This is a genomic window from Allobosea sp. GW822-FHT05A11 (genome assembly GCF_058800455.1).
Map to the genome: position 1 here is coordinate 574,585 of NZ_JBXAMI010000002.1, position 18,407 is coordinate 592,991.

At 66.5% G+C, this 18,407-nt stretch carries 12 protein-coding genes; 5 read left to right on the top strand and 7 right to left on the bottom strand.

Translation table 11 applies throughout. The features are described 5' to 3' along the window. The first annotated feature begins 216 nt into the window (after positions 1–216). The 4 genes from AC1RLU_RS08010 (at position 217) to AC1RLU_RS08025 (ending at position 5,890) form a co-directional block, all read left to right on the top strand. Positions 217–2,436 carry a TonB-dependent hemoglobin/transferrin/lactoferrin family receptor gene (locus AC1RLU_RS08010; protein ID WP_492794880.1) on the top strand — a complete coding sequence of 740 codons (2,220 nt, stop codon included), beginning with the start codon at positions 217–219 and terminating at the stop codon, positions 2,434–2,436. Positions 2,437–2,527: 91 nt separating this feature from the next. Then, complete coding sequence (locus tag AC1RLU_RS08015) at positions 2,528–3,274, top strand: ChuX/HutX family heme-like substrate-binding protein (RefSeq protein WP_492794882.1); 747 nt, start codon at positions 2,528–2,530, stop codon at positions 3,272–3,274. Continuing rightward, positions 3,258–4,148 carry a ChaN family lipoprotein gene (locus AC1RLU_RS08020; RefSeq protein ID WP_492794884.1) on the top strand — a complete coding sequence of 297 codons (891 nt, stop codon included), beginning with the start codon at positions 3,258–3,260 and terminating at the stop codon, positions 4,146–4,148. Before AC1RLU_RS08015 ends, AC1RLU_RS08020 begins: the two co-directional genes overlap by 17 nt. After that, a complete protein-coding gene (locus AC1RLU_RS08025) occupies positions 4,148–5,890 on the top strand; it encodes an ABC transporter ATP-binding protein/permease (protein ID WP_492795243.1) in 1,743 nt (580 codons plus the stop codon). Before AC1RLU_RS08020 ends, AC1RLU_RS08025 begins: the two co-directional genes overlap by 1 nt. Positions 5,891–5,912: 22 nt before the next feature. Here AC1RLU_RS08025 and AC1RLU_RS08030 read toward each other — a convergent pair whose 3' ends face one another. The 7 genes from AC1RLU_RS08030 to AC1RLU_RS08060 form a co-directional block, all read right to left on the bottom strand. Beyond that, entirely contained in the window at positions 5,913–7,190 is a 1,278-nt protein-coding gene (locus tag AC1RLU_RS08030) for an NAD(P)/FAD-dependent oxidoreductase (RefSeq protein WP_113587360.1), read from the bottom strand. Between the two features lie 93 nt (positions 7,191–7,283). Further along, entirely contained in the window at positions 7,284–9,632 is a 2,349-nt protein-coding gene (locus AC1RLU_RS08035; RefSeq protein WP_492794886.1) for a molybdopterin guanine dinucleotide-containing S/N-oxide reductase, read from the bottom strand. Between the two features lie 182 nt (positions 9,633–9,814). Beyond that, on the bottom strand, positions 9,815–10,828 hold the full coding sequence (locus tag AC1RLU_RS08040) for an amino acid ABC transporter substrate-binding protein (RefSeq protein WP_061963901.1): 1,014 nt from the start codon (positions 10,826–10,828) through the stop codon (positions 9,815–9,817). A 103-nt stretch (positions 10,829–10,931) separates the two neighbouring features. Continuing rightward, positions 10,932–12,116 (bottom strand): MalY/PatB family protein, encoded by a 1,185-nt coding sequence (locus AC1RLU_RS08045; protein WP_492794887.1) that lies wholly within the window; start codon positions 12,114–12,116, stop codon positions 10,932–10,934. A gap of 170 nt (positions 12,117–12,286) precedes the next feature. Then, positions 12,287–13,564, bottom strand: a complete 1,278-nt coding sequence (locus AC1RLU_RS08050) for a cytochrome c (protein ID WP_492794888.1) — start codon at positions 13,562–13,564, stop codon at positions 12,287–12,289. Between the two features lie 5 nt (positions 13,565–13,569). Continuing rightward, a complete protein-coding gene (locus AC1RLU_RS08055) occupies positions 13,570–14,115 on the bottom strand; it encodes a (2Fe-2S)-binding protein (RefSeq protein WP_492794889.1) in 546 nt (181 codons plus the stop codon). Further along, positions 14,112–16,934 carry a xanthine dehydrogenase family protein molybdopterin-binding subunit gene (locus AC1RLU_RS08060; protein ID WP_492794890.1) on the bottom strand — a complete coding sequence of 941 codons (2,823 nt, stop codon included), beginning with the start codon at positions 16,932–16,934 and terminating at the stop codon, positions 14,112–14,114. The genes AC1RLU_RS08055 and AC1RLU_RS08060 overlap by 4 nt, the downstream gene beginning before the upstream one ends. Positions 16,935–17,288: 354 nt before the next feature. Between AC1RLU_RS08060 and AC1RLU_RS08065 the strand changes: the two genes are divergently transcribed. Continuing rightward, a complete protein-coding gene (locus tag AC1RLU_RS08065) occupies positions 17,289–18,392 on the top strand; it encodes a YeiH family protein (protein WP_492794892.1) in 1,104 nt (367 codons plus the stop codon). Positions 18,393–18,407 lie beyond the last annotated feature (15 nt).

Consider the following 18,407-nt stretch of genomic DNA (forward strand, 5'->3'; position numbering starts at 1 on the left):
GGGCTTTACACAACAGATTATTGTAATAACTATATTATATCGAAGGCTTTTCTTTTGAATTATAGCAATTATTATATTGCTATCACACAAAGAATCAACTTGCGAATCCTTTGATAGGACTATTACACGCCCCGGACATGGGACTGGGGTTACGTAATGAATAATAATTCTAGATTGGCTTTCCTGGCAGCTTTGCTGTCGACAACAGCTCTTTCGGTGGCACAGGCACAAACGCAAGCGCCGCAGGTCAATGCGCCCAGCAGCGAGCAGATGATCCCGCTCGACCAGATCACGGTCACGGCATCGCGCGGCGAGAAGCAGGCTCTCGATGTTCCCGGCACCGTCAGCGTGATCACGCGGCAGGAACTCGACGAGCGGATCACGCGCGATACGCAGGACCTCGTGCGCTACCAGCCCGGCGTCAGCGTCAACCGCATCACCAGCAGCACCGACCCGTTCGGCAATTACGGCGGTTTCACCATCCGCGGCGTCGGCGGCAACCGGGTGCAGATGCAGGTCGACGGTTCGCGCGTGATCGAGCGCGTCACCGACGGCAACCGCGACTTCGTCGACCTGCCCTTCCTCAAGAATGTCGAGATCGTGCGCGGGCCGGGCTCGGTGCTGTGGGGCGCGGACGCGCTCGGCGGCATCGTCGCCTACCGCACGCTCGACCCGGAAGACCTGCTGAAGGGCAAGGACAAGCCCTACGCCGCCAGGCTGAGCACCAGCTATGACAGCCTCGACCGATCCTTCGTGAAGACCGGGATCGCGGCCTTCCGCTTCTCACCGATGCTGGAGGGCATCGTCGGCGTCAGCCAGAAGAGCGCCCAGGAGGCACGGTTGACCAAGGCGCGGGCCGATGGCGGCCGCTGGGGCTGCCCGGTGCCGACGATGCGCTTCCTCGGCTGCGACAGGCTTAATCCGCTCGACGTCACCGTCTGGAACAGCTTCGCCAAGCTCGTCTTCAAGCCGACAACAGACCACACCTTCAAGCTAACCGGCGAATACTACGACAGCGATTCGACGGTGAACCAGCTCTACAACTACAACGTCGTGAGTTCCGGCATCCGCAACGGGCCGAACATCCGCAACCAGGTCAAGAGCCGCAAGCGGGTCGCGCTCGAGCACGAATGGCAGGCGGGCTTGAGCTTCCTCGATTCCGTGCGCTGGCAGGCCTCGTTCTCGCCGCAGGAGCGGACCTTCGTCACAAACAACCTGCAGACACTCGCCAACGGCCAGCAGCGCCTGACACGCGGCCTGCACGACTATTCCGAGCAGTTCTCGCAGCTCGACATCCAGGCAAAGTCGAGCTTCGGGCTCGGCCCGAGCTTCCATCGCCTGACCTACGGCTTCCAGGGCGACATCACCAAGACCAACTACAAGCGCCAGGACGACGTCAGGAATCTCGCCACGGGCGTGACGACGACGACGATCGCCGGCGGCTTCAACTTTGCGAACTCGACGACGAACCGCTACGATTTCTATCTCCAGGACGAGATCGAGCTGCTGTCCGGCCGCTGGACGATCACGCCCGGCCTGCGCTACGCGAACTACAATATCGATCCCAAGCCGGGGCCGGGCTACCAGATCGCGGTGGGCAAGGAGCCGCGCGAACTCACCTCGCACCGGCTGGTCCCGCAGATCGGCACGATCTTCAAGCTCGACGACACCTATTCGATCTATGGCCGCTATGCCGAAGGCTTCAAGATGCCGACGGCCGAGCAGCTCTATACCTCGCTGCCGTCGACGGGCTTCAACCTGATCCCGAACCCTGACCTGCGGCCGGAAAGCGTCCGCTCCTACGAAGCCGGTTTCCGTGGCAAGTTCGCGGATGGCTGGTTCTCGGTCGGCGTTTTCCACGCGCGCTACAAGGACTTCATCCAGTCCCTGTACAACATCCCCGGCACCAACGATTACACCTCCCGCAACCTGTCGCAGGTGCAGATCTCCGGTATCGAGGCCTCCGCCGAATGGCGCTTCCACGAGCGCTGGCTGGCGAGCGCGACGCTCAGCTACCAATACGGCAAGCAGCGCGTCGAGGCGGGCCTGCCCGTCACGCCCTTCGACGTCAATCCGTTCAAGGCCGTCACCGGGTTGAAATACATGATGCCCGAATACGGGCTCGAGGCCGAAGTGATCGGCACCTTCGCGGGTGGCGCGACCCGGGCAAGCTCGCCCACCCTCTTCAAGCAGGGCGGCTATTCGGTGTTCGACGCCTATCTGAGCTGGAAGCCGACCTCGGCCATCACCGTGCGCGGCGGCGTCGATAACATCTTCGACAAGCGCTACTTCGCCAACCTGGTCGGCGGGACGACCTATGCGAACACGACTGCTGTGTGCACCAGCCCGGCCAGTTGCGTTGCCGCCGCCAACCCACTGGAATTGCAGACGGCGCCGGGACGCACCTTCAAGCTCTCCGCTTCCGTCGAATTCTGATCCTGTTCGAGACGCCGGACGCCAAAAGCCCGGCGGATCAGCGGCGCCCCGGCCGAGACCCCGGGGCGTCGCAACCCTTTTGGAGACCATCATGAGCAACGAGACCAACCCGCGCGAAAAGCTCGTGCAATCGCCGGCCGAAATCCTGCAGAGCCTGCCCGCCATGGGCCGCGTCATGCTGAGCACCCGTTCCGGCGGTGCCACCCATGAACGGATGGGCGCAGTCGAGACCGTGACCATCGCCGGGAACGAAGCCCGCCTGTCCGGCGCCTTCCACGACAGCCGGATCGACCTCGCAACCGTCGTGCGCATCGTCGCCGACCGGACCAGCAAGATGCGCGAGCGCGTGCTGCCGCGCCTCGAATGCCAGGATGCTGCCGGCGAAACCCTGTTCAGCCTGATCGGGCTCGACGGTCTGGAGCCCTTCGACAAGGCGCTGGAGCCGTTCGGCGCCGGCGAGACGCTGGAGCCGGTGCAGCGCGAAGCGCCGGGCGGCAGCGGCCCGTCAGACGTACCTGAAGATGATCTCGGCGCCCGCAGCTTCGCGGCGATCCTGGCAACCGGTGAAGCGATCGCCATCGATGTCGAGCGCTCCGGCCTGTTCCAGCACTGGCAGGGCGCCCTGCCCGAACCGAAGCCGGCGATGGGCTTCGTCAACATCATGCAGGGCGATTTCCACCTGCATCTCAAGGCCGGCGCGGTTTCCGGCTGGGCGCTAACGGAGAGCGATGGAGTCGTTTCCCTTCAGGCCCGCGACGCCGACGGCAAGGACTTCGGCCTCACCCTGCGTGGTCCGGCGGCAGCTTTCGCAGGGGTGCCTGATGTCTCGCGCGGCTGACGCTGGTCCGGCAGGGGCAAGCTTCGCCCATCCGCGCGCAAGCTGGCTCTACCCGGAGACGGGCCGGCTGGTGGAGCAGGGCGAACTGATGCAGGCGATGGCGCGAAAACGCGTCGTCCTGCTCGGCGAGACGCATGACGTTGCCGAAATCCACCGCTGGCAGCTCCATGTCACGACCTGCCTGCACCTGCTGCGGCCACAGATGGCTGTCGGCTTCGAGATGTTTCCGCTGCGCATCCAGCCGGTGCTCGACGCCTGGGTCGCGGGCGAGATGAACACCGAGACCTTCATCCAACGCAGCGAGTGGGCGCAGGTCTGGGGTTTCGATCCCGAGCTTTACCTGCCGCTGTTCCATTTCTGCCGGCAGCAGCGGGTGAAGATGCTGGCACTGAACTGCCATCGGCCTCTGGTCACGCGGGTCGGACAGGTCGGCTGGGAAGCGATCCCGGTCGACGAGCGGGACGGCGTCACGCCGGCCGCCCCTGCGACCGAGGGCTATCGTGCCTATCTCGCGGCGATCACCGGCCGGTTCAGCGGATCGGCCCGACCGGAAGCGATGGCGCCGGAGCGGTTCGACCGCTTCGTGCGGGCGCAGCAGTGCTGGGATCGCTCCTTCGCCTGCCGGATCGCTGACCATCTCGCGGCAACGGAGGACGATCCGCTAGTCGTGGGGATCATCGGGCGTGGCCATCTCGAATACGGCCATGGCACGCCGTTCCAGCTGCGCGATCTCGGCATCGAGGATGTCGCGGTACTGCTGCCGGAGACAGCCGCAACCCATGACCCCAGCGCCGTGGCCGGCATCGCCGACGCGCTCTTCCGACTCGATACGCCCGAGCCTCCGCAATCGCGGCGGACGACGCGGGCCGCGTGATGAAGGCCGTGCTCTCGCAGATCGTCGGGCTGACCCGGCTTTGCATCGCCGGGCCGGGCGGCAAGGTCGGCGCGCTCTATTTCCTGCTGATCTTCGGGCTCGGCCTCGCCAGCGTTCAAGTCATGGTCCGGCTGATTTCCTGGACCGCTGATTTCTACAACGCGCTGCAGAAGCTCGATGTCGACGGCGCGCTGAGGCAGATCGCGGTCTTCTTCGGCCTCATCGCGATCAGCGTGGGCCTGCATCTCTCCAGCGCCTATCTGCGCAAGATGGTGCAGATCCGCTGGCGGCGCGCGCTGACCGAGGCCGCGCTGGATCGCTGGCTCGCCGGCAAGGCCTATTGGCATCTGCGCGAGCGCACCGACCACGGGCTCGACAATCCTGACCAGCGCATCGCCGAGGACTGCCGCATCTTCGTCGAGAAGCTCACGATCGAAGGCATGGAGCTCGCCACAAATAGCGTCGCGCTGGTGACCTATGTCTCGATCCTCTGGTCGCTTTCAACGTTCGCGCTGTCGTTCAGCCTGTTCGGCTACGCGATTGAAATCCCGCGCTACATGGTCTGGGCCGCGCCGCTCTACGTGGCGATCGCCACTTTCATCACGCATGGGCTCGGGCACCCGCTGAAGGCGCTCAACATCGAGCAGCAGCGGCGCGAGGCCGATTTCCGCTTCTCGCTGGTCAGGCTGCGCGAACATGTCGAGGCCGTGGCGCTGGCCGATGGCGAGCCGGCCGAGCGAAGGCTGTTCCGCGAGCGCTTCGGCGCGATCGCCGGGAACTGGCAGAGGCTGGCCAATCGCGAGCTGATCCTCGGCTTCTTCACGCGGCCCTATTTCCAGACAGTGCTGCGCATCCCGCTCTTCCTCGCGCTGCCGGCCTATCTCGCCGGGCGCGTCACCTTCGGCGGGCTGATGCAGATCGGCTCGGCCTTCCAGAACGTGGTGACGACGCTGTCCTGGTTCGTGTTCTCCTATCGCGACCTGACCGAGCTCGCGGCGGCAGCGAGCCGCCTGTCGCATTTCATGACGGCTGCCGAAGGCGCGGCCGCACCGGTGGCGGGCCCTGCCCTGCACAAGACGGGCGAGGCGAGGCTGCGGCTGCGCGATCTCATGCTCGCGACGCCCGCGGGGCGCCATCTCGCGCCGATCCCGAATCTCATGCTGGAGGCCGGCGGCAGCTATTGGCTCGCGGCGCCTTCCGGCCATGGCAAGAGCACGCTGGCCAAGGCCATCGCCGGGCTCTGGATACATGGCGAGGGCCGGATCGAACGGCCGGAGGGGCGCATCCTCGTCCTGCCGCAGCAACCCTATCTGCCGCTCGGCGATCTCCGCACCACCCTCGCCTATCCGCAATCGCCGGAGGCCGTCGACGACGAGAGGCTGCGCGAGGCGCTCGCCGCCGTCGGGCTGGAGGCGCTTTGGCCGCTCGACGCGGAAGGCTGGATGGACATGCGGCGCGGCCTCTCCGGGGGCGAGCGGCAGCGCTTCGCCCTGGCGCGCGCCTTGCTTCAGAAGCCCGACTGGCTCGTGCTCGATGAGGCGACCAGCGCACTGGATGCCGAGAGCGAGGCGCGGGTGCTCGCCGCACTGCGCCGGGCCCTACCGACGAGCGCCCTGATCCTGATCGCGCATCGCGCGCCGCAAGGCCTCGGCTCGCTCCGGATGATCGAACTCGTGCAGCCGCCGTCGCGAGCGGATACCGGTCTCGCCACTGCCGTTGTGCAGGCTGAACCCGTAGGTTAAGCGGCGTTGGGGCTCGCCGCGGCTACCGCCCGCGGAGCAGGTCGGCGGCCTGGTAGCCCCAATAGGTCAACTGGACGGCGGCGGTGCCGAAAGGACCGCCGTTCCAGACCAGACCGAAGGGCGCGAAGAGCTTGTAGCGGTCGCTGGCACCGCGGATCGCCTCGGCGATGACGGTGCCGCCGATCGCGGTGGTGTTCATGCCGTGGCCGCCGAAGGCCGTGCAGTACCAGACCCCCGGCCGGTACTGGCCGATCTGCGGCATGAGATGGCGCGCATAGGACATCAGGCCGGACCAAGCGGCCTCGACCTTGAGTTCGGCGAGCTGCGGATAGGTCGTGACCATCTCGTGGCGCAGGATCGCGGCGACGTCGCTGGGCTCGGTCGTGCGCGTGGTGATGCGCCCGCCCCAGAGAATGCGCGAGCCGCCCTCGACCGTGCGGTAATAGTCGCCCGCCCGCCGGTCGTCGCCGACGCCGGTGCCGATGCGGATCGCCTGGCGGATCAGGTCCGGCGCGGCCTCGGTCAGCAGCACATAGGTCGCGATCGGGATATAGGCGCGCCGCAGCGCCGGCAGCACGTCGCCGGTATAGCCGCCGGTCGTGAACAGCACCTGATCGGCCTCGATCGTCGCCTTCGCCGTCTTCAGCCGCTTCACGGCGCCGTCGAGTTCACAGGAGATGACCGGCGAGCCCTCATAAATCTTGCCGCCGAGCCGGACGATCTCGCGGGCGAGCGCGCGGGCGTAGTTCAGCGGGTGGAAATGGAAGGAATCGTCGGCCGTCAGCGAGGCGTGGTATTTTGGCGAATTGAGCAGCGCGCGCGTCTCGTCGCGTCCGAGATAGCGAAGCTTGCGGCCGAAGCGCTTCTCCTGCGTGTCGCGCACTGCCTGAAGCCCGGCGCCACCGTCATAGCGGACGACCTTCATGATGCCCGGCGACGGAGCCGCTTCCGTGATCGCGAGGCTTTCGATATTGCCACGGACGATCTCGACGCCTTCCATCGTCAGGCGATAGAGCTCGTCGGCCTGCTCGCGGCCGGTCTGGCGCTCGATCGCGGCCAGCGAGGTCGCATAGCCCGGACTGACGAAGCCGCCATTGCGTCCGGACGCGCCCCAGGCGACGCGCTGCGCCTCCAGCAACAGGACGGAACGGCCGGCGCGGGCAAGGTCGAGCGCGGCGGTGAGGCCAGCGAGGCCGCCGCCGACGATGCAGATATCCGTCTTCAGCGTGCCTTCGGCCGGCGGATAGCTCTCCTGCGTCGCGAGGGTGCGGCGGTAATAGGTGTCGATATAGGAGGACATGCGGTCTCGCGGAGGCAGGCGGCGGGTGGTTTCGTCGTCGGCGCGCGCGATCCGCCACCGGTTTTCCCAGCGGCGGATCGCGGATTTCGGTGTTTACTCAGCGGCTTCCGCCGTGCGCGACCCCGGCGGATCGAAGGCCTGAATCGGCGGCAGGTTGCCGTCGAAGCGCGCGACCTGCACCGTCGTGAGCTGCCCGGTGCAGCCCTGCGCCAGCGCCGAGGTGCCGATATCGCGGGTCAGCACGTTCGGATTGCCGTGGACGCAGAGCGGCTTGTCCTCGTTCGCGTCGGCGGGGTCGTACCAGGCGCCCGTCGGCAACTGGATCACGCCCTTGCGGATACCGTCGGTGACATGGACGGCGGCCAGGCAGGCACCGCGCTCGTTCGAAAGCCGGATGATGTCGCCGTCGGCGATGCCGCGCAGGCCTGCATCGTCCGGATGCATATGCGCGATCTCGCGGCCGCGATGCTTGGCGTCGCTGCTATGGCCGCCGAAATCGAACTGGCTGTGCAGCCGGGTCCGGGGCTGGTTGGCGACGAGCACATAGGGGTTGGCGTCATCCGGCACATTGGTCGCGCCGAGCCAGGTCGGGTGGCCGGGGCAATCGGCCTCGCCGAAGCCGGCGATGGTTTCCGAGTAGATTTCCAGCTTGCCCGATGGCGTCGGCAGCGGCGCGGCCACCGGATCAGCGCGGAAGGCGCGCAGATTGCCGCCATCATCCGGCTGCTGCGGCAAGTCGAAACCCTCGCCCGCCCAGAACTCGGCAAAGCTCGGTGCCGGCAGGCCCTTCGCCGCCAACGCATTACGGGTCGGCTCGTAGAGATGCTCCAGCCATTGCCGGGCGGTGCGGCCCTCGGTGAAGGCGTCGCCGGTGCCGAGGCGCTCGGCGAGATCGGCGAAGATCGCGTAATCGTCGCGGGCCTCGCCATAGGGCGCGACCACCGGGTGCATCGGCACCAGCAGCGGGTCGTTGGGATTGCCGCCGATATCCTCGCGCTCCAGCGTCATCGTGCAGGGCAGCACGATATCGGCATGGCGCGCGGTTGCGGTCCAGGCGAGCTCGTGCACGACCAGCGTGTCGATGCGGGCGAAGGCCTCGCGCAGGCGGTTCAGGTCCTGGTGGTGGTGGAACGGGTTGCCGCCGGCCCAGTAGACCAGCTTGATCTCGGGATAGGTCCGGGTCTGGCCGTTATAGCGATAGGTCGTGCCCGGGTTGAGCAGCATGTCCGAGATGCGGGCGACCGGGATGTAATCGCTGATCGGGTTTTTCCCTTGCGAGAAGGTCGGCATCGGCACGGCATTGTAGCGCCGGCCGTAATAGGCGATGGCGCCGAGGCCGTAGCCGTAGCCGCCGCCGGGCAGGCCGATCTGGCCCAGCGCCGCCGCGAGCACCATGCCCATCCAGACCGGCTGCTCGCCATGGGCAGCGCGCTGCAGGGCATGGGCCACGACGATGAGCGCGCGCTTGCCGTGGAGGCGCTTCGCCAGCGCGACGATCTCCTCGGCCGGCAGGCCGGCGATCGGGGCGGCCCAGTTGGCGTCCTTGGGCTGGCCGTCGCTCTCGCCGGTGAGATAGCGCTCGAAGACCGGCCAGCCGGCCGTGTAGCGGTCGAGGAAGGCGCGGTCATGCAGGCCGTTGACGACGAGCGTGTGGACCAGCGCCAGCATCAGCGCAGTGTCGCTTCCGGGCTTGTTCGCCACCCAGTCGGCGCGGGCTCCGGCCGGCAGATCGCTGCGCAACGGGCTGACCAGCACGAATTCGCAACCGCGCTCCTGCGCCCGCTCCATCGCGCCGCGCTCGACATGGCGGCTGGTGCCGCCACCGGCGACCATGCTGTTCTTCAGCGCCATGCCGCCGAAGGCGAGCACGATCTCGCTGTGATCGGCGATCTGCTCCCAGGAGACGTTGCGCTTCACCAGATCCTCGTAGTCGCCGATGATATGCGGCACGAGGACGGAGGAGGCGCCCGAGGAATAGCTGTTGACCGACTTCACATAGCCACCGGTCGAGGTGTTCAGGAAGCGGTGAATCTGGCTCTGGGCATGGTGGAAGCGGCCGGCGCTGGCCCAGCCATAGGAGCCGCCGAAGATCGCGCCGGGCCCAAAATCGTCGCGCACGCGGCGCAGTTCGGCCGCGAGCTTGTCGAGCACGGCAGACCAGGACATCGGCACGTATTCGTCGCGTCCGCGGCGATCGTCGGGACCCGGCCCGTTCTCCAGCCAGCCGCGGCGGACCATCGGCTGCGCGATGCGGGCGCGGTGGCGCAGCGCCGCCGGGAAATTCTGGATGATCTCGTTGGGATCAGGATCACCCTCATGCGGACGGACTTCGAGCTGCCCTTCCTTCATGCGGGCCGAGAACACGCCCCAATGCGAGGTATGCGGGCGGAACGCCTCGCTTTCGGCCACAGCTTCGCCTGCCGGAACGATCGGAGCCGTCATCGCCTTTACCCTCACCTTTTCGGACTGAAACAGCCCCTCCCTCATTCCGCCGGTCCGCGAACGATCGCAAGGGGTTTTCGCGGATTGCGGACAAGCGCCGCACGCTTGGCCCAATGCAGAAAGGCCCGGCTGCTCGTCGCAGCCGGGCCTTTCCTTATTCCATCAACCGGACCGCGTCGTGATCAGCGGATCGGCGCCGCGTATTGCAGGCCGCCATTGGTCCAGAGCGCATTCTGGCCGCGCGCGATCTTGAGGAGCGAGCCCTGGCCGAGATTGCGCTCGAACATCTCGCCGTAATTGCCGGTCGCCTTGATGGCGTTATAGGCCCAGTCGTTCTTGAGGCCGAGCGCCTCGCCGAAGGTGCCTTCCTTGCCGAGCAGGCGCTTGATCTCCGGGTTGTCGGACTTCTCGCGCATCTCGTCGACATTCGCCTGGGTCACGCCGAGCTCCTCGGCCGTGACCTGGGCGAAATGGACCCAGGTGACGATGTCGAACCACTGGTCGTCGCCGTGGCGGGTGACGTAACCCAGCGGCTCCTTCGAGATCGTCTCCGGCAGCACGATGTGATCGGCCGGGGCCTTGAAGCGCATGCGCTCGGCATAGAGGCCGGACGCGTCCGTGGTGAAGGCGTCGCAGCGGCCGCTCTCATAGGCCTCGGTCGCCTCGTTGTTGGTGGCGAAGGTCACCGGCTCGAACTTCATGTTGTTCTTGCGGAAATAGTCCGCGGTGTTGAGCTCGGTCGTGGTGCCCTGCTGGATGCAGATCGAGGCGCCGCTGAGCTCCTTCGCCGATTTGATGTTCAGCGACTTCTTCACCATGAAGCCCTGGCCGTCATAGTAGTAGGTCGCGCGGAAGTTCTGGCCGAGCGTGGTGTCGCGGCTCATGGTCCAGGTTGTGGTGGCGGCGATGAGATCGGTCTCGCCCGACTGGAGCGCGGTGATCCGGTCCTTCGAGGGGAGCTGGATGAACTTCACCTTGGACTTGTCGCCGAAGACGGCCGCGGCCAGCGCCCGGCAATAATCGGCATTGATGCCGGTCAGGACGCCATTCGCGTCCGGCACCGCGAAGCCGGCGAGATTCGCACCGGTCCCGCAGTTCAGGACGCCACGCGACTGAATGGTCTTCAGGGTCTGCGCTTCGGCCGACACCGAAACGGCGCAAACGGCAGCAGCGGCAAGCGCCAAGGTCAACTTCATTGTTCCATCCCCATATTACGGTAGTGCCGACGATGTTCCACGCGGCCCGGCTTCCGTCAATCGGCAGCACGGGCCTTTCCTTCCGGAAGCTTGCCGTTCCGTCTTATTGCAGGTCGGCGAAGGCGAGCTTCAGGCGCTCGACCGCCTCCGTGACCACATCGCGCGGCGTCGCGAGGTTGAAGCGCAGGAAGCTCTCGCCGCCCTTGCCGAAGGTCGGGCCGTGATTGATGGCGATCTTCGCCTGCTTCTCGACGCGCGCCGTGACCTCGGCCGTATCCATCCCCGTTCCCGAGAAATCCGCCCAGGCGAGATAGGTCGACTCGAGCGGCATCGAGCGCACGCCCGGAATCGCGTTGATCCCGGTGTCGAAGATACGGCGGTTGCCGTCGAGATAGAGGTTGAGGGCATCGACCCAGGCGGCGCCCTCCGGGCTGTAGGCCGCGGTCGCCATCGCCATGCCGAAGGAATTCGGGGAGATGCCGAGTGCTTCCATGCGCCCGCGGAACAGGTCGCGCAGCCGCTCGTCGGGGATGATGACGTTGCCGATATGGGCGCCGGCGATGTTGAAGGTCTTGGTCGTCGCCGTCATCATGACCAGGCGGTCCATGATCTCGGGCGCCGCGACCGGCATCACCATGTGCTTCTGGCCGGGCATGACCAGATCGTGGTGGATCTCGTCCGAGACGAGGATGAGGTCGTGGCGCTTGCAGAAATCGGCGATCGCCCGCAATTCATCCCGCGTCCAGACGCGCCCGCCCGGATTATGCGGCGAGCAGAGGATGAGCATGCGCTCGGTGCCGGTCATCGCGGCATCCCAGGCGGCGATGTCGAGGACGTAGCGTCCTTCCTCCAGCGCCAGCGGGCATTCGACGACGCGCCGCCCGGACGAAGTCACGATGCGCGCGAAGGCGTGATAGACCGGCGTCATCAGCACGACGCCGTCGCCGGGCTTGGTATAGGCCTCGACGCAGAGCGCCGTGCCGTTGACGAGGCCATGCGTGGTGAAGATCGAGGCCGGCTCGACCTCCCAGCCGTGCCGGTTCGACATCCACCAGCGGATCGCCGCGAGATAGGCCCGGTCATCGCCAAAATAGCCGTAGATGCCATGGGCGTTCATGCCATCGAGCGCGGTCTGGACGCAGGCCGGCGGGCGGAAGTCCATATCCGCCACCCACATCGCGATGCCGCCATCGGCCGGCACGCCATAGACGGTTTCCATCTTGTCCCATTTGGCCGAATGGGTGCCGCGGCGATCGATCCGCTCGTCGAAATTGGGAGAAAACTGCATGAGACCCTGCCGGCTAACACGGAGAATATCCTTCCCCTAGCAGGTCCCGCGGGAGAACACAGCCGCTGCCGGGCGCAACCCGGGAGAACGGGGAATGCATTCGCCGCCCTCGGTAGACAGATACCTTGGTGGGCAGATACCGAAGCGATGCTGCCGATCGCCCTTCCCCGTCAACGCTGCTTGCGGACCTCCTCCGCCGTGACAGTCGGTTGCTGGCCGCCCCAGCTTGCGCGCAGCCAGTTGGAGAGATCGGCGACCTGCTGGTCGGTGAGATGCGCGGCAAAGCCGGGCATAGGCTGCATGCGCTCAAGCCCCGGGAAGCGTTGGGCAGGAATGCCGGAGAGGATGACCTTGTTGAGGTTGCGCGCATCCGCCAGGCGCAGCGAGGCATTGGTCGCGAGCGGCACCACGACATGCGGGATGCCCTGCCCCTCGCCGCCATGGCAACTGGCGCAGACGGCGAGATAGCTGGCGCGCGCCGAGGCCGCGGTCTCAGCCGAGACCGTGACGGGAGTTGGCGGCGCCGGCGGGGTCGCCTGCGTCGGCAACTTGTCGAGATCGAAGAGATAGGCCGACATCGCAGCGAGGTCGTCGGCGGTGAAATACTGGGTCGAGAAATGGACGACCTCGAACATCTGGTTGGTCATCGCGCCTTGCGCCGAGATGCCCGATTTCATGAAGCTCGCGAACACCAGCGGGTCGAAGCCCATCCGCGTCAGCCCGGCCTTGGTGATATCGGGCGCGACGACGCCTTCGAGTTCCGCGCCTTGCAGATAGGCGTTGTCCTTCATCCCCATCGTGAGGTTGCGCGGCGTATGGCATTCGCCGCAATGGGCGAGCGCGTCGGTCAGATAGCGGCCGCGATTCCATTGAGCCGAGCGGCCGGCGACCTCCGTCTTGGTGTCGGAGGAGAGGTTGACCAGGTTCCAGAAGGCCAGACCCTGCCGGATGTTGAAGGGAAAGGGCAGATGATTGGCCTTGTTCGCCACCTTCATCGGCTCACGGCTCATCAGGAAGGCATAGACCGCGTCGACGTCCTCGGCCGTCAGCTTGCGATAGGAAGCATAAGGCATGGCCGGGTAGAGATGGCCCTGCTTGCCGACGCCGTCGCGCACCGCGCGATGAAACTCGGCCCGCGTCCAGGCGCCGATGCCGTGCTCCTTGTCGGGTGAGATATTGGTCGAATAGATCGTCCCGAACGGTGTCTCGAACGGCAGACCGCCTGCCCAGGGCGCGCCGCCCTTGGTGACGTGGCAGGCATAGCAATCGGCGGCGACGGCGACATAGGCGCCGCGCTTGGCGAGCGTCTTCATCTGCTCGGCCGAGAGCGGCTGCTCGATATCCTTGGCCACGACACTGCGTTCGAACAGGCCGAGGAAGACGGCACCCGCCGCAAGCACCCCGAGGACGGCGATCGTCAGAACCGCCAGAAGCAGCTTCCTCGCCATGCGCACTACGCCTTCACCAAGCCGGGAGTCTTGAGGACGAGGTCGCGCACGGCCTCGAAATAGCGGACATAGCCGGTGCAGCGGCAGATATGGCGGTCGAGCGCCTCGCTGATCACCTGCTCCAGCGCCTCGCGCTTGACCGGATTGCGCTTCAACTGGTCGAGCAGCACCGTCGCGCCGGTGACGAAGCCCGGCGTGCAATAGCCGCACTGGAACGAGAAGTGCTCGATGAAGGCCTGCTGGACCGGCGAAAGCGCGGTGATGGTTCCGCTGGCGTCGCGTTTGGCTTGCCCTTCCACCGTCCTGACCTTGCGGCCGGCGAACCAGTGCGCGCCGGTGATGCAGGTGCGCATTTCCTCGAGCGAGCCATCCGGCTTCTCCAGCACCACCGTGCAGGCGTGACAGATGCCCTGGCCGCAGCCCATGCGCGAGCCGGTGAGGTCGAGATACTCGAAGAGGAAATCCTGCATCATCATCGTCTCGGGCACGTCGATCGGTCCGACGGGCTTGTCGTTGATGGTGAGGGAGAGCGGCTTCATCGCGATGGTCATGCCAGCGCCTCCCGGATCTTCTCGGATGTGATCGGCAGGCTGTAGAAGCGCTTGCCGATGGCATGGGCGACGGCGTTCGCGATCGCCGGAACGACCGCGATCATCACCACCTCGGCCATGCCCTTGGGCGGATCGGTGTCCGAGAGCGGCGGCAGCACCTCCGCAGTCTGCGACCAGACGGCGACGTCCTTCGAGACCGGCAATTCATAGCGGTTCCAGTTCCAGGTGCCGTCGCCCGGTCCGTCCTCATGGAGCGGCAGATACTCCTTCAGCGCGTGGCCGATGCCCATGGCGATGCCGCCCTGGATCTGGCCCGAGACCAGCTCCGGCACGATCTGGTTGCCGCATTCGAGGATCGAGTGATGCGAGAGCAGGCTGATCTCGCCGCTGCCGGTATCGACCACGATCTCGGCCAGCGTCGCCATCGGCGCGTAATAGGTGACGCCGGCATTGTTGCGCTGCGCCGGCGGGTAGAAGACCGCAGCACGCTCGACGAAATGCCAGCCTTCGAGCGTCATGAGCGCCTTGCGCGCGGCCGGGGCGCCCTCGCCATATTTCACGGCGAGGGCGTCGATGGCGAAGCGGCGCTTTCCGGTATCGGGCAGGTCGAATTCCGCTTCGGCCCATTGCCAGCGGTTGAAGCTGTGCACGGTGACGCCGGTGACGAGGCCTAGCCGGTGCGCTTCCGCCGCGATCTCGGCGAAGGCGAGCGGCTGCATCGCGGCGGCCGTGACCCTGCCATCGACGATGCGCAGGTCCTCGCGGCGCACCGCCTCCGGCGCCATCTGGCCGCCGCCGATGCCGCGCGACCAGAGCGAGCGCGCCGCCGGCCAGATCGCGAGATCGACCAGCACCCGGGCGGCCTCGCGCGTCGCATGGCCGAGATAATAGACGCTGTTGGAGGCGCTCATCGGCGAGGTGAAGCTCGGCGTCCAGCGCGGATTGGCCTTGCGCTTGTCCTCTTCCTCCTGGGAGAGCGTGTAGGGCTCGTCGGTGGTCTCCAGCGGCATCTGCGGCCAGCGCACCTTGCCGAACTCGGTTTCATCGGGCTGGCGGCCGAGCAGGCCGGCGGCCATCACCGCCTGCGAGGTCGTGGCGCCCGTGCCGATCTCATGCGCGACATGGGAGAGCTTCAATCGCCCGGCCGCATCGAATTCGAGCGCGCAGAGCGCGGCTTCCGCGCCGGTGCCGTAATCCTTGTGCACATGGCCGTAGCCGACGCCGTATTTCTTGCCGGGATTGGCGGCCTCGAAGGCTGCCTTGCGCGTCTGCCTGTTCGCCCAGAGCGGGTGCTGCTGCGCGCGGTCGAGGATCTCGCCATGGCGCATGGCGCCGGAGGGGATCGCGCCCTGCGAGTTCTTCATCCCCGCCTTCAGCGCGTTGCGGCGCCGGAACTCCATCGGGTCGAGGCCGAGCGCCTCGGCGGCTTCATCGACCATCATCTCGGTCGCCGCCATCGTCTGGAGCGTGCCGTAGCCGCGCATCGAACCGGCATCGACCGCGCGCGACGAGACGATCGTCGCCGAGAAATCGCTCTTCGGCAGGTAATAGATCGACTGCGCCGCCGTCGCGCCGACCGTTCCGACCGAGACCGAGAAGTTCTCGCGCCCGCCGCCATCGGTGCGGTAGCGCCCGGTCATCGCCCGGAACCGGCCGCTCTTGCGGTCGATGACCATGACCTTCTCCATCTGGAAGGCATGGCGCTTCAGCGCGGTCTGGAACTGTTCGTAGCGGTCGTTGGCGAGCCTGACCGGGCGGCCGTCGCCATAAAGCCCGGCGAGCACGCAGTAATACGGGAAAATCGCGTGGTCCTTGGTGCCGTAGCCGACGGTGTAGCCGATCTTGAGGTCGATGCTTTTCAGCGGGAATGTCGACTTCGAGACCATGTGAGCCGCCATCTCCGCCACCTCATAGGGCGACTGGGTGGCGATCAGCGCGTGCAGCAGGCCGCTGGCGCGGTCGTACCAGACATTGCCGTTATCGGCTTCCATGGCCGAGGCATCGGCGGACTGGCTGGTGAAGGAACGCCGCAGCACCAGCGCGTCATCGCCGGCAGCGGCGATCTCGCGCTCGATCTCGGCTGCTGCCGCCATGCCGCGCGCCATCGCATCACCGTCGCCGGGGGCCGGCCATTGCGGCTCCTCGCCCTTGAAGCCGGCGCGGATCGTCGTCTCCTTGAGCGCGGAATAGCGATCATCGGCATCAGGATTGCCGCCATCGATCCGGACATAGCGCGCCGCGCCGTAAGGCCCCGGCGTCGTCGAGGCGCCCTCGGGACCGTAGCGCACGACCTTGTCGTTGAAGCGCAGCTTGCGCTTGGCCGCGTCGTAGCGGGCGAAGTCGTGATAGATGAGCATGGCGACGGGCTGGCCGAGCAGCCGGGCCGTCTGGCCCTTGGGAACGAAGAAGACGTCGCCATAGAAGCCCGGCACGGGAATCGCGACGCCATCGGCAACGAGATCCTCATGCAGGACGAGCCGGTCGGGCTTCAGCTCCTCGCCGAGCAGGCCGAGATCGATGCCGTCGAAGACGCGATCGACCCGCGTCGCCTTGAGCGTGAAGGCGTGCGCCTGCTCTGTCGGCCAGCCTGCGAGGTCGCGGGCCCGATAGTCGCGCGAGAAGGTCTTGCCGCCGGTCACCTTGGCAATCGCGTCGAGGCGGTATTTTGGCTTGCCACCGGCAGCGAGCCAATCGGCGCCGGGACGCGGCGGGGTCTCGATCAGCTCCGCTTGCGTGGGCGACGGCAGCAGCGAAACCTTGATGGCAACGCCGGCTGCGCCAGCCTTGAGAAAGCTTCTGCGGGACAGGCCTGTCTTCACGTCCGATCCTCCGCCCGCTGGCGAGCCGATTCCACTTGCCGGCGCGACGGCACCGACGAGCTGGCCTACGAGATACTTGAATTGTTCTGATTTCAAGTGCCGGAGCCGGAGGGTCGCATGACGTGGGAGAGCGGATGACGGCCGGAATCTTATGGGCCTGAACGCAGGGAGCCCTCGAAAGAGGCCTCGAACGTCGCCATGCGGCCGCGCGCCCATGGCCGACAGGCTATTCCAAAGAAGCGGCTGACATCGCCGAGCGCCCATCGTTCGATCCGATGAAACGAAACGGTCGGAATAATGCAATGGACAGCTGAATTCTTCTCCGGCTAGGTCAGTGGAGAGGACAATTTCCCTATGGCTACCATGCGTTCTTCCAATCCTTTGCCCCTGTCTCCCGGTTCGATATCGCGGGGAGCGGGACGAATCCTGCCCGGCCTGGGCCTTTGCGTCGGCATCAGCGCGATCGCCTTCGCGCTGGAGCACGTCGAGGCTGCGACCACGGGCCGGGCCTGGCTCGAGGCCCTGGTGCTGGCAATCCTGATCGGCGCCGCTGTCCGGTCCGTCTGGACGCCCTCGGACACCTGGCGCGCCGGGATCGCATTCTCGGCGAAAACCGTCCTGGAGATTGCCATCGTCCTGCTCGGCGCGTCCTTGAACGCTGCGATGATCGTCGCCGCCGGGCCGGCATTGATCGCCGGCATCGCAGTGGTGGTGGCGCTAACCCTCGCCTTCAGCTTCCTGATCGGGCGGACGCTCGGCCTGCCGAAGCGCATGGCGGTCCTCGTCGCCTGCGGCAATTCGATCTGCGGCAACTCCGCCATCGCCGCGGTCGCACCGGTCATCGGCGCTGACGGCAAGGACGTTGCCGCCTCCATTGCTTTCACCGCGGTGCTGGGCGTCCTGGTCGTGCTCGGCCTGCCCCTGCTCGTCCCGCTGCTCAGGCTGTCCGAAACTCAGTACGGCGTCCTGGCCGGGCTGACGGTTTATGCCGTCCCGCAGGTGCTGGCCGCGACCGCGCCTGTCGCCACCGCCAGCGTCCAGATCGGGACGCTCGTCAAGCTCGTCCGTGTCCTCATGCTCGGGCCTGTCGTCCTGGTGCTGTCGCTGCTGCGGCACAGGCTGCAGGACGACGCGACCGGGACGGCTCCGGCAGGCGCGGTCGGGAACAGCGCCACGCGGCAGCGCATCGCCTTCAACAAGCTGGTCCCGTGGTTCATCATCGCCTTCCTGGCGATGGCAGCCCTGCGCACGCATGGCTTCATCCCGGAGGCCGCGCTCGGCCCGATCTCCCACATCGCAACCGTCCTGACCATCGTTTCGATGGCGGCTCTGGGCCTGGGAGTCGATGTCCGTGTCGTTGCCAGGGCCGGCGGACGCGTCACCACCGCAGTCACCCTTTCGCTGATCATCCTGGCGATCATCAGCCTCGGCCTGATCCGCCTGCTCGGGATCAGCTGAGCCGACAGCGGCTGG

What these genes read in the sequence shown, in the direction of transcription:
- AC1RLU_RS08040 (WP_061963901.1), bottom strand. Translation starts at nt 10,828, where the DNA reads ATGAAGTTGACCTTGGCGCTTGCCGCTGCTGCCGTTTGCGCCGTTTCG.
- AC1RLU_RS08030 (WP_113587360.1), bottom strand. Translation starts at nt 7,190, where the DNA reads ATGTCCTCCTATATCGACACCTATTACCGCCGCACCCTCGCGACGCAG.
- AC1RLU_RS08015 (WP_492794882.1), top strand. Translation starts at nt 2,528, where the DNA reads ATGAGCAACGAGACCAACCCGCGCGAAAAGCTCGTGCAATCGCCGGCC.
- AC1RLU_RS08035 (WP_492794886.1), bottom strand. Translation starts at nt 9,632, where the DNA reads ATGACGGCTCCGATCGTTCCGGCAGGCGAAGCTGTGGCCGAAAGCGAG.
- AC1RLU_RS08050 (WP_492794888.1), bottom strand. Translation starts at nt 13,564, where the DNA reads ATGGCGAGGAAGCTGCTTCTGGCGGTTCTGACGATCGCCGTCCTCGGG.
- AC1RLU_RS08065 (WP_492794892.1), top strand. Translation starts at nt 17,289, where the DNA reads ATGGCTACCATGCGTTCTTCCAATCCTTTGCCCCTGTCTCCCGGTTCG.
- AC1RLU_RS08020 (WP_492794884.1), top strand. Translation starts at nt 3,258, where the DNA reads ATGTCTCGCGCGGCTGACGCTGGTCCGGCAGGGGCAAGCTTCGCCCAT.
- AC1RLU_RS08045 (WP_492794887.1), bottom strand. Translation starts at nt 12,116, where the DNA reads ATGCAGTTTTCTCCCAATTTCGACGAGCGGATCGATCGCCGCGGCACC.
- AC1RLU_RS08055 (WP_492794889.1), bottom strand. Translation starts at nt 14,115, where the DNA reads ATGACCATCGCGATGAAGCCGCTCTCCCTCACCATCAACGACAAGCCC.
- AC1RLU_RS08025 (WP_492795243.1), top strand. Translation starts at nt 4,148, where the DNA reads ATGAAGGCCGTGCTCTCGCAGATCGTCGGGCTGACCCGGCTTTGCATC.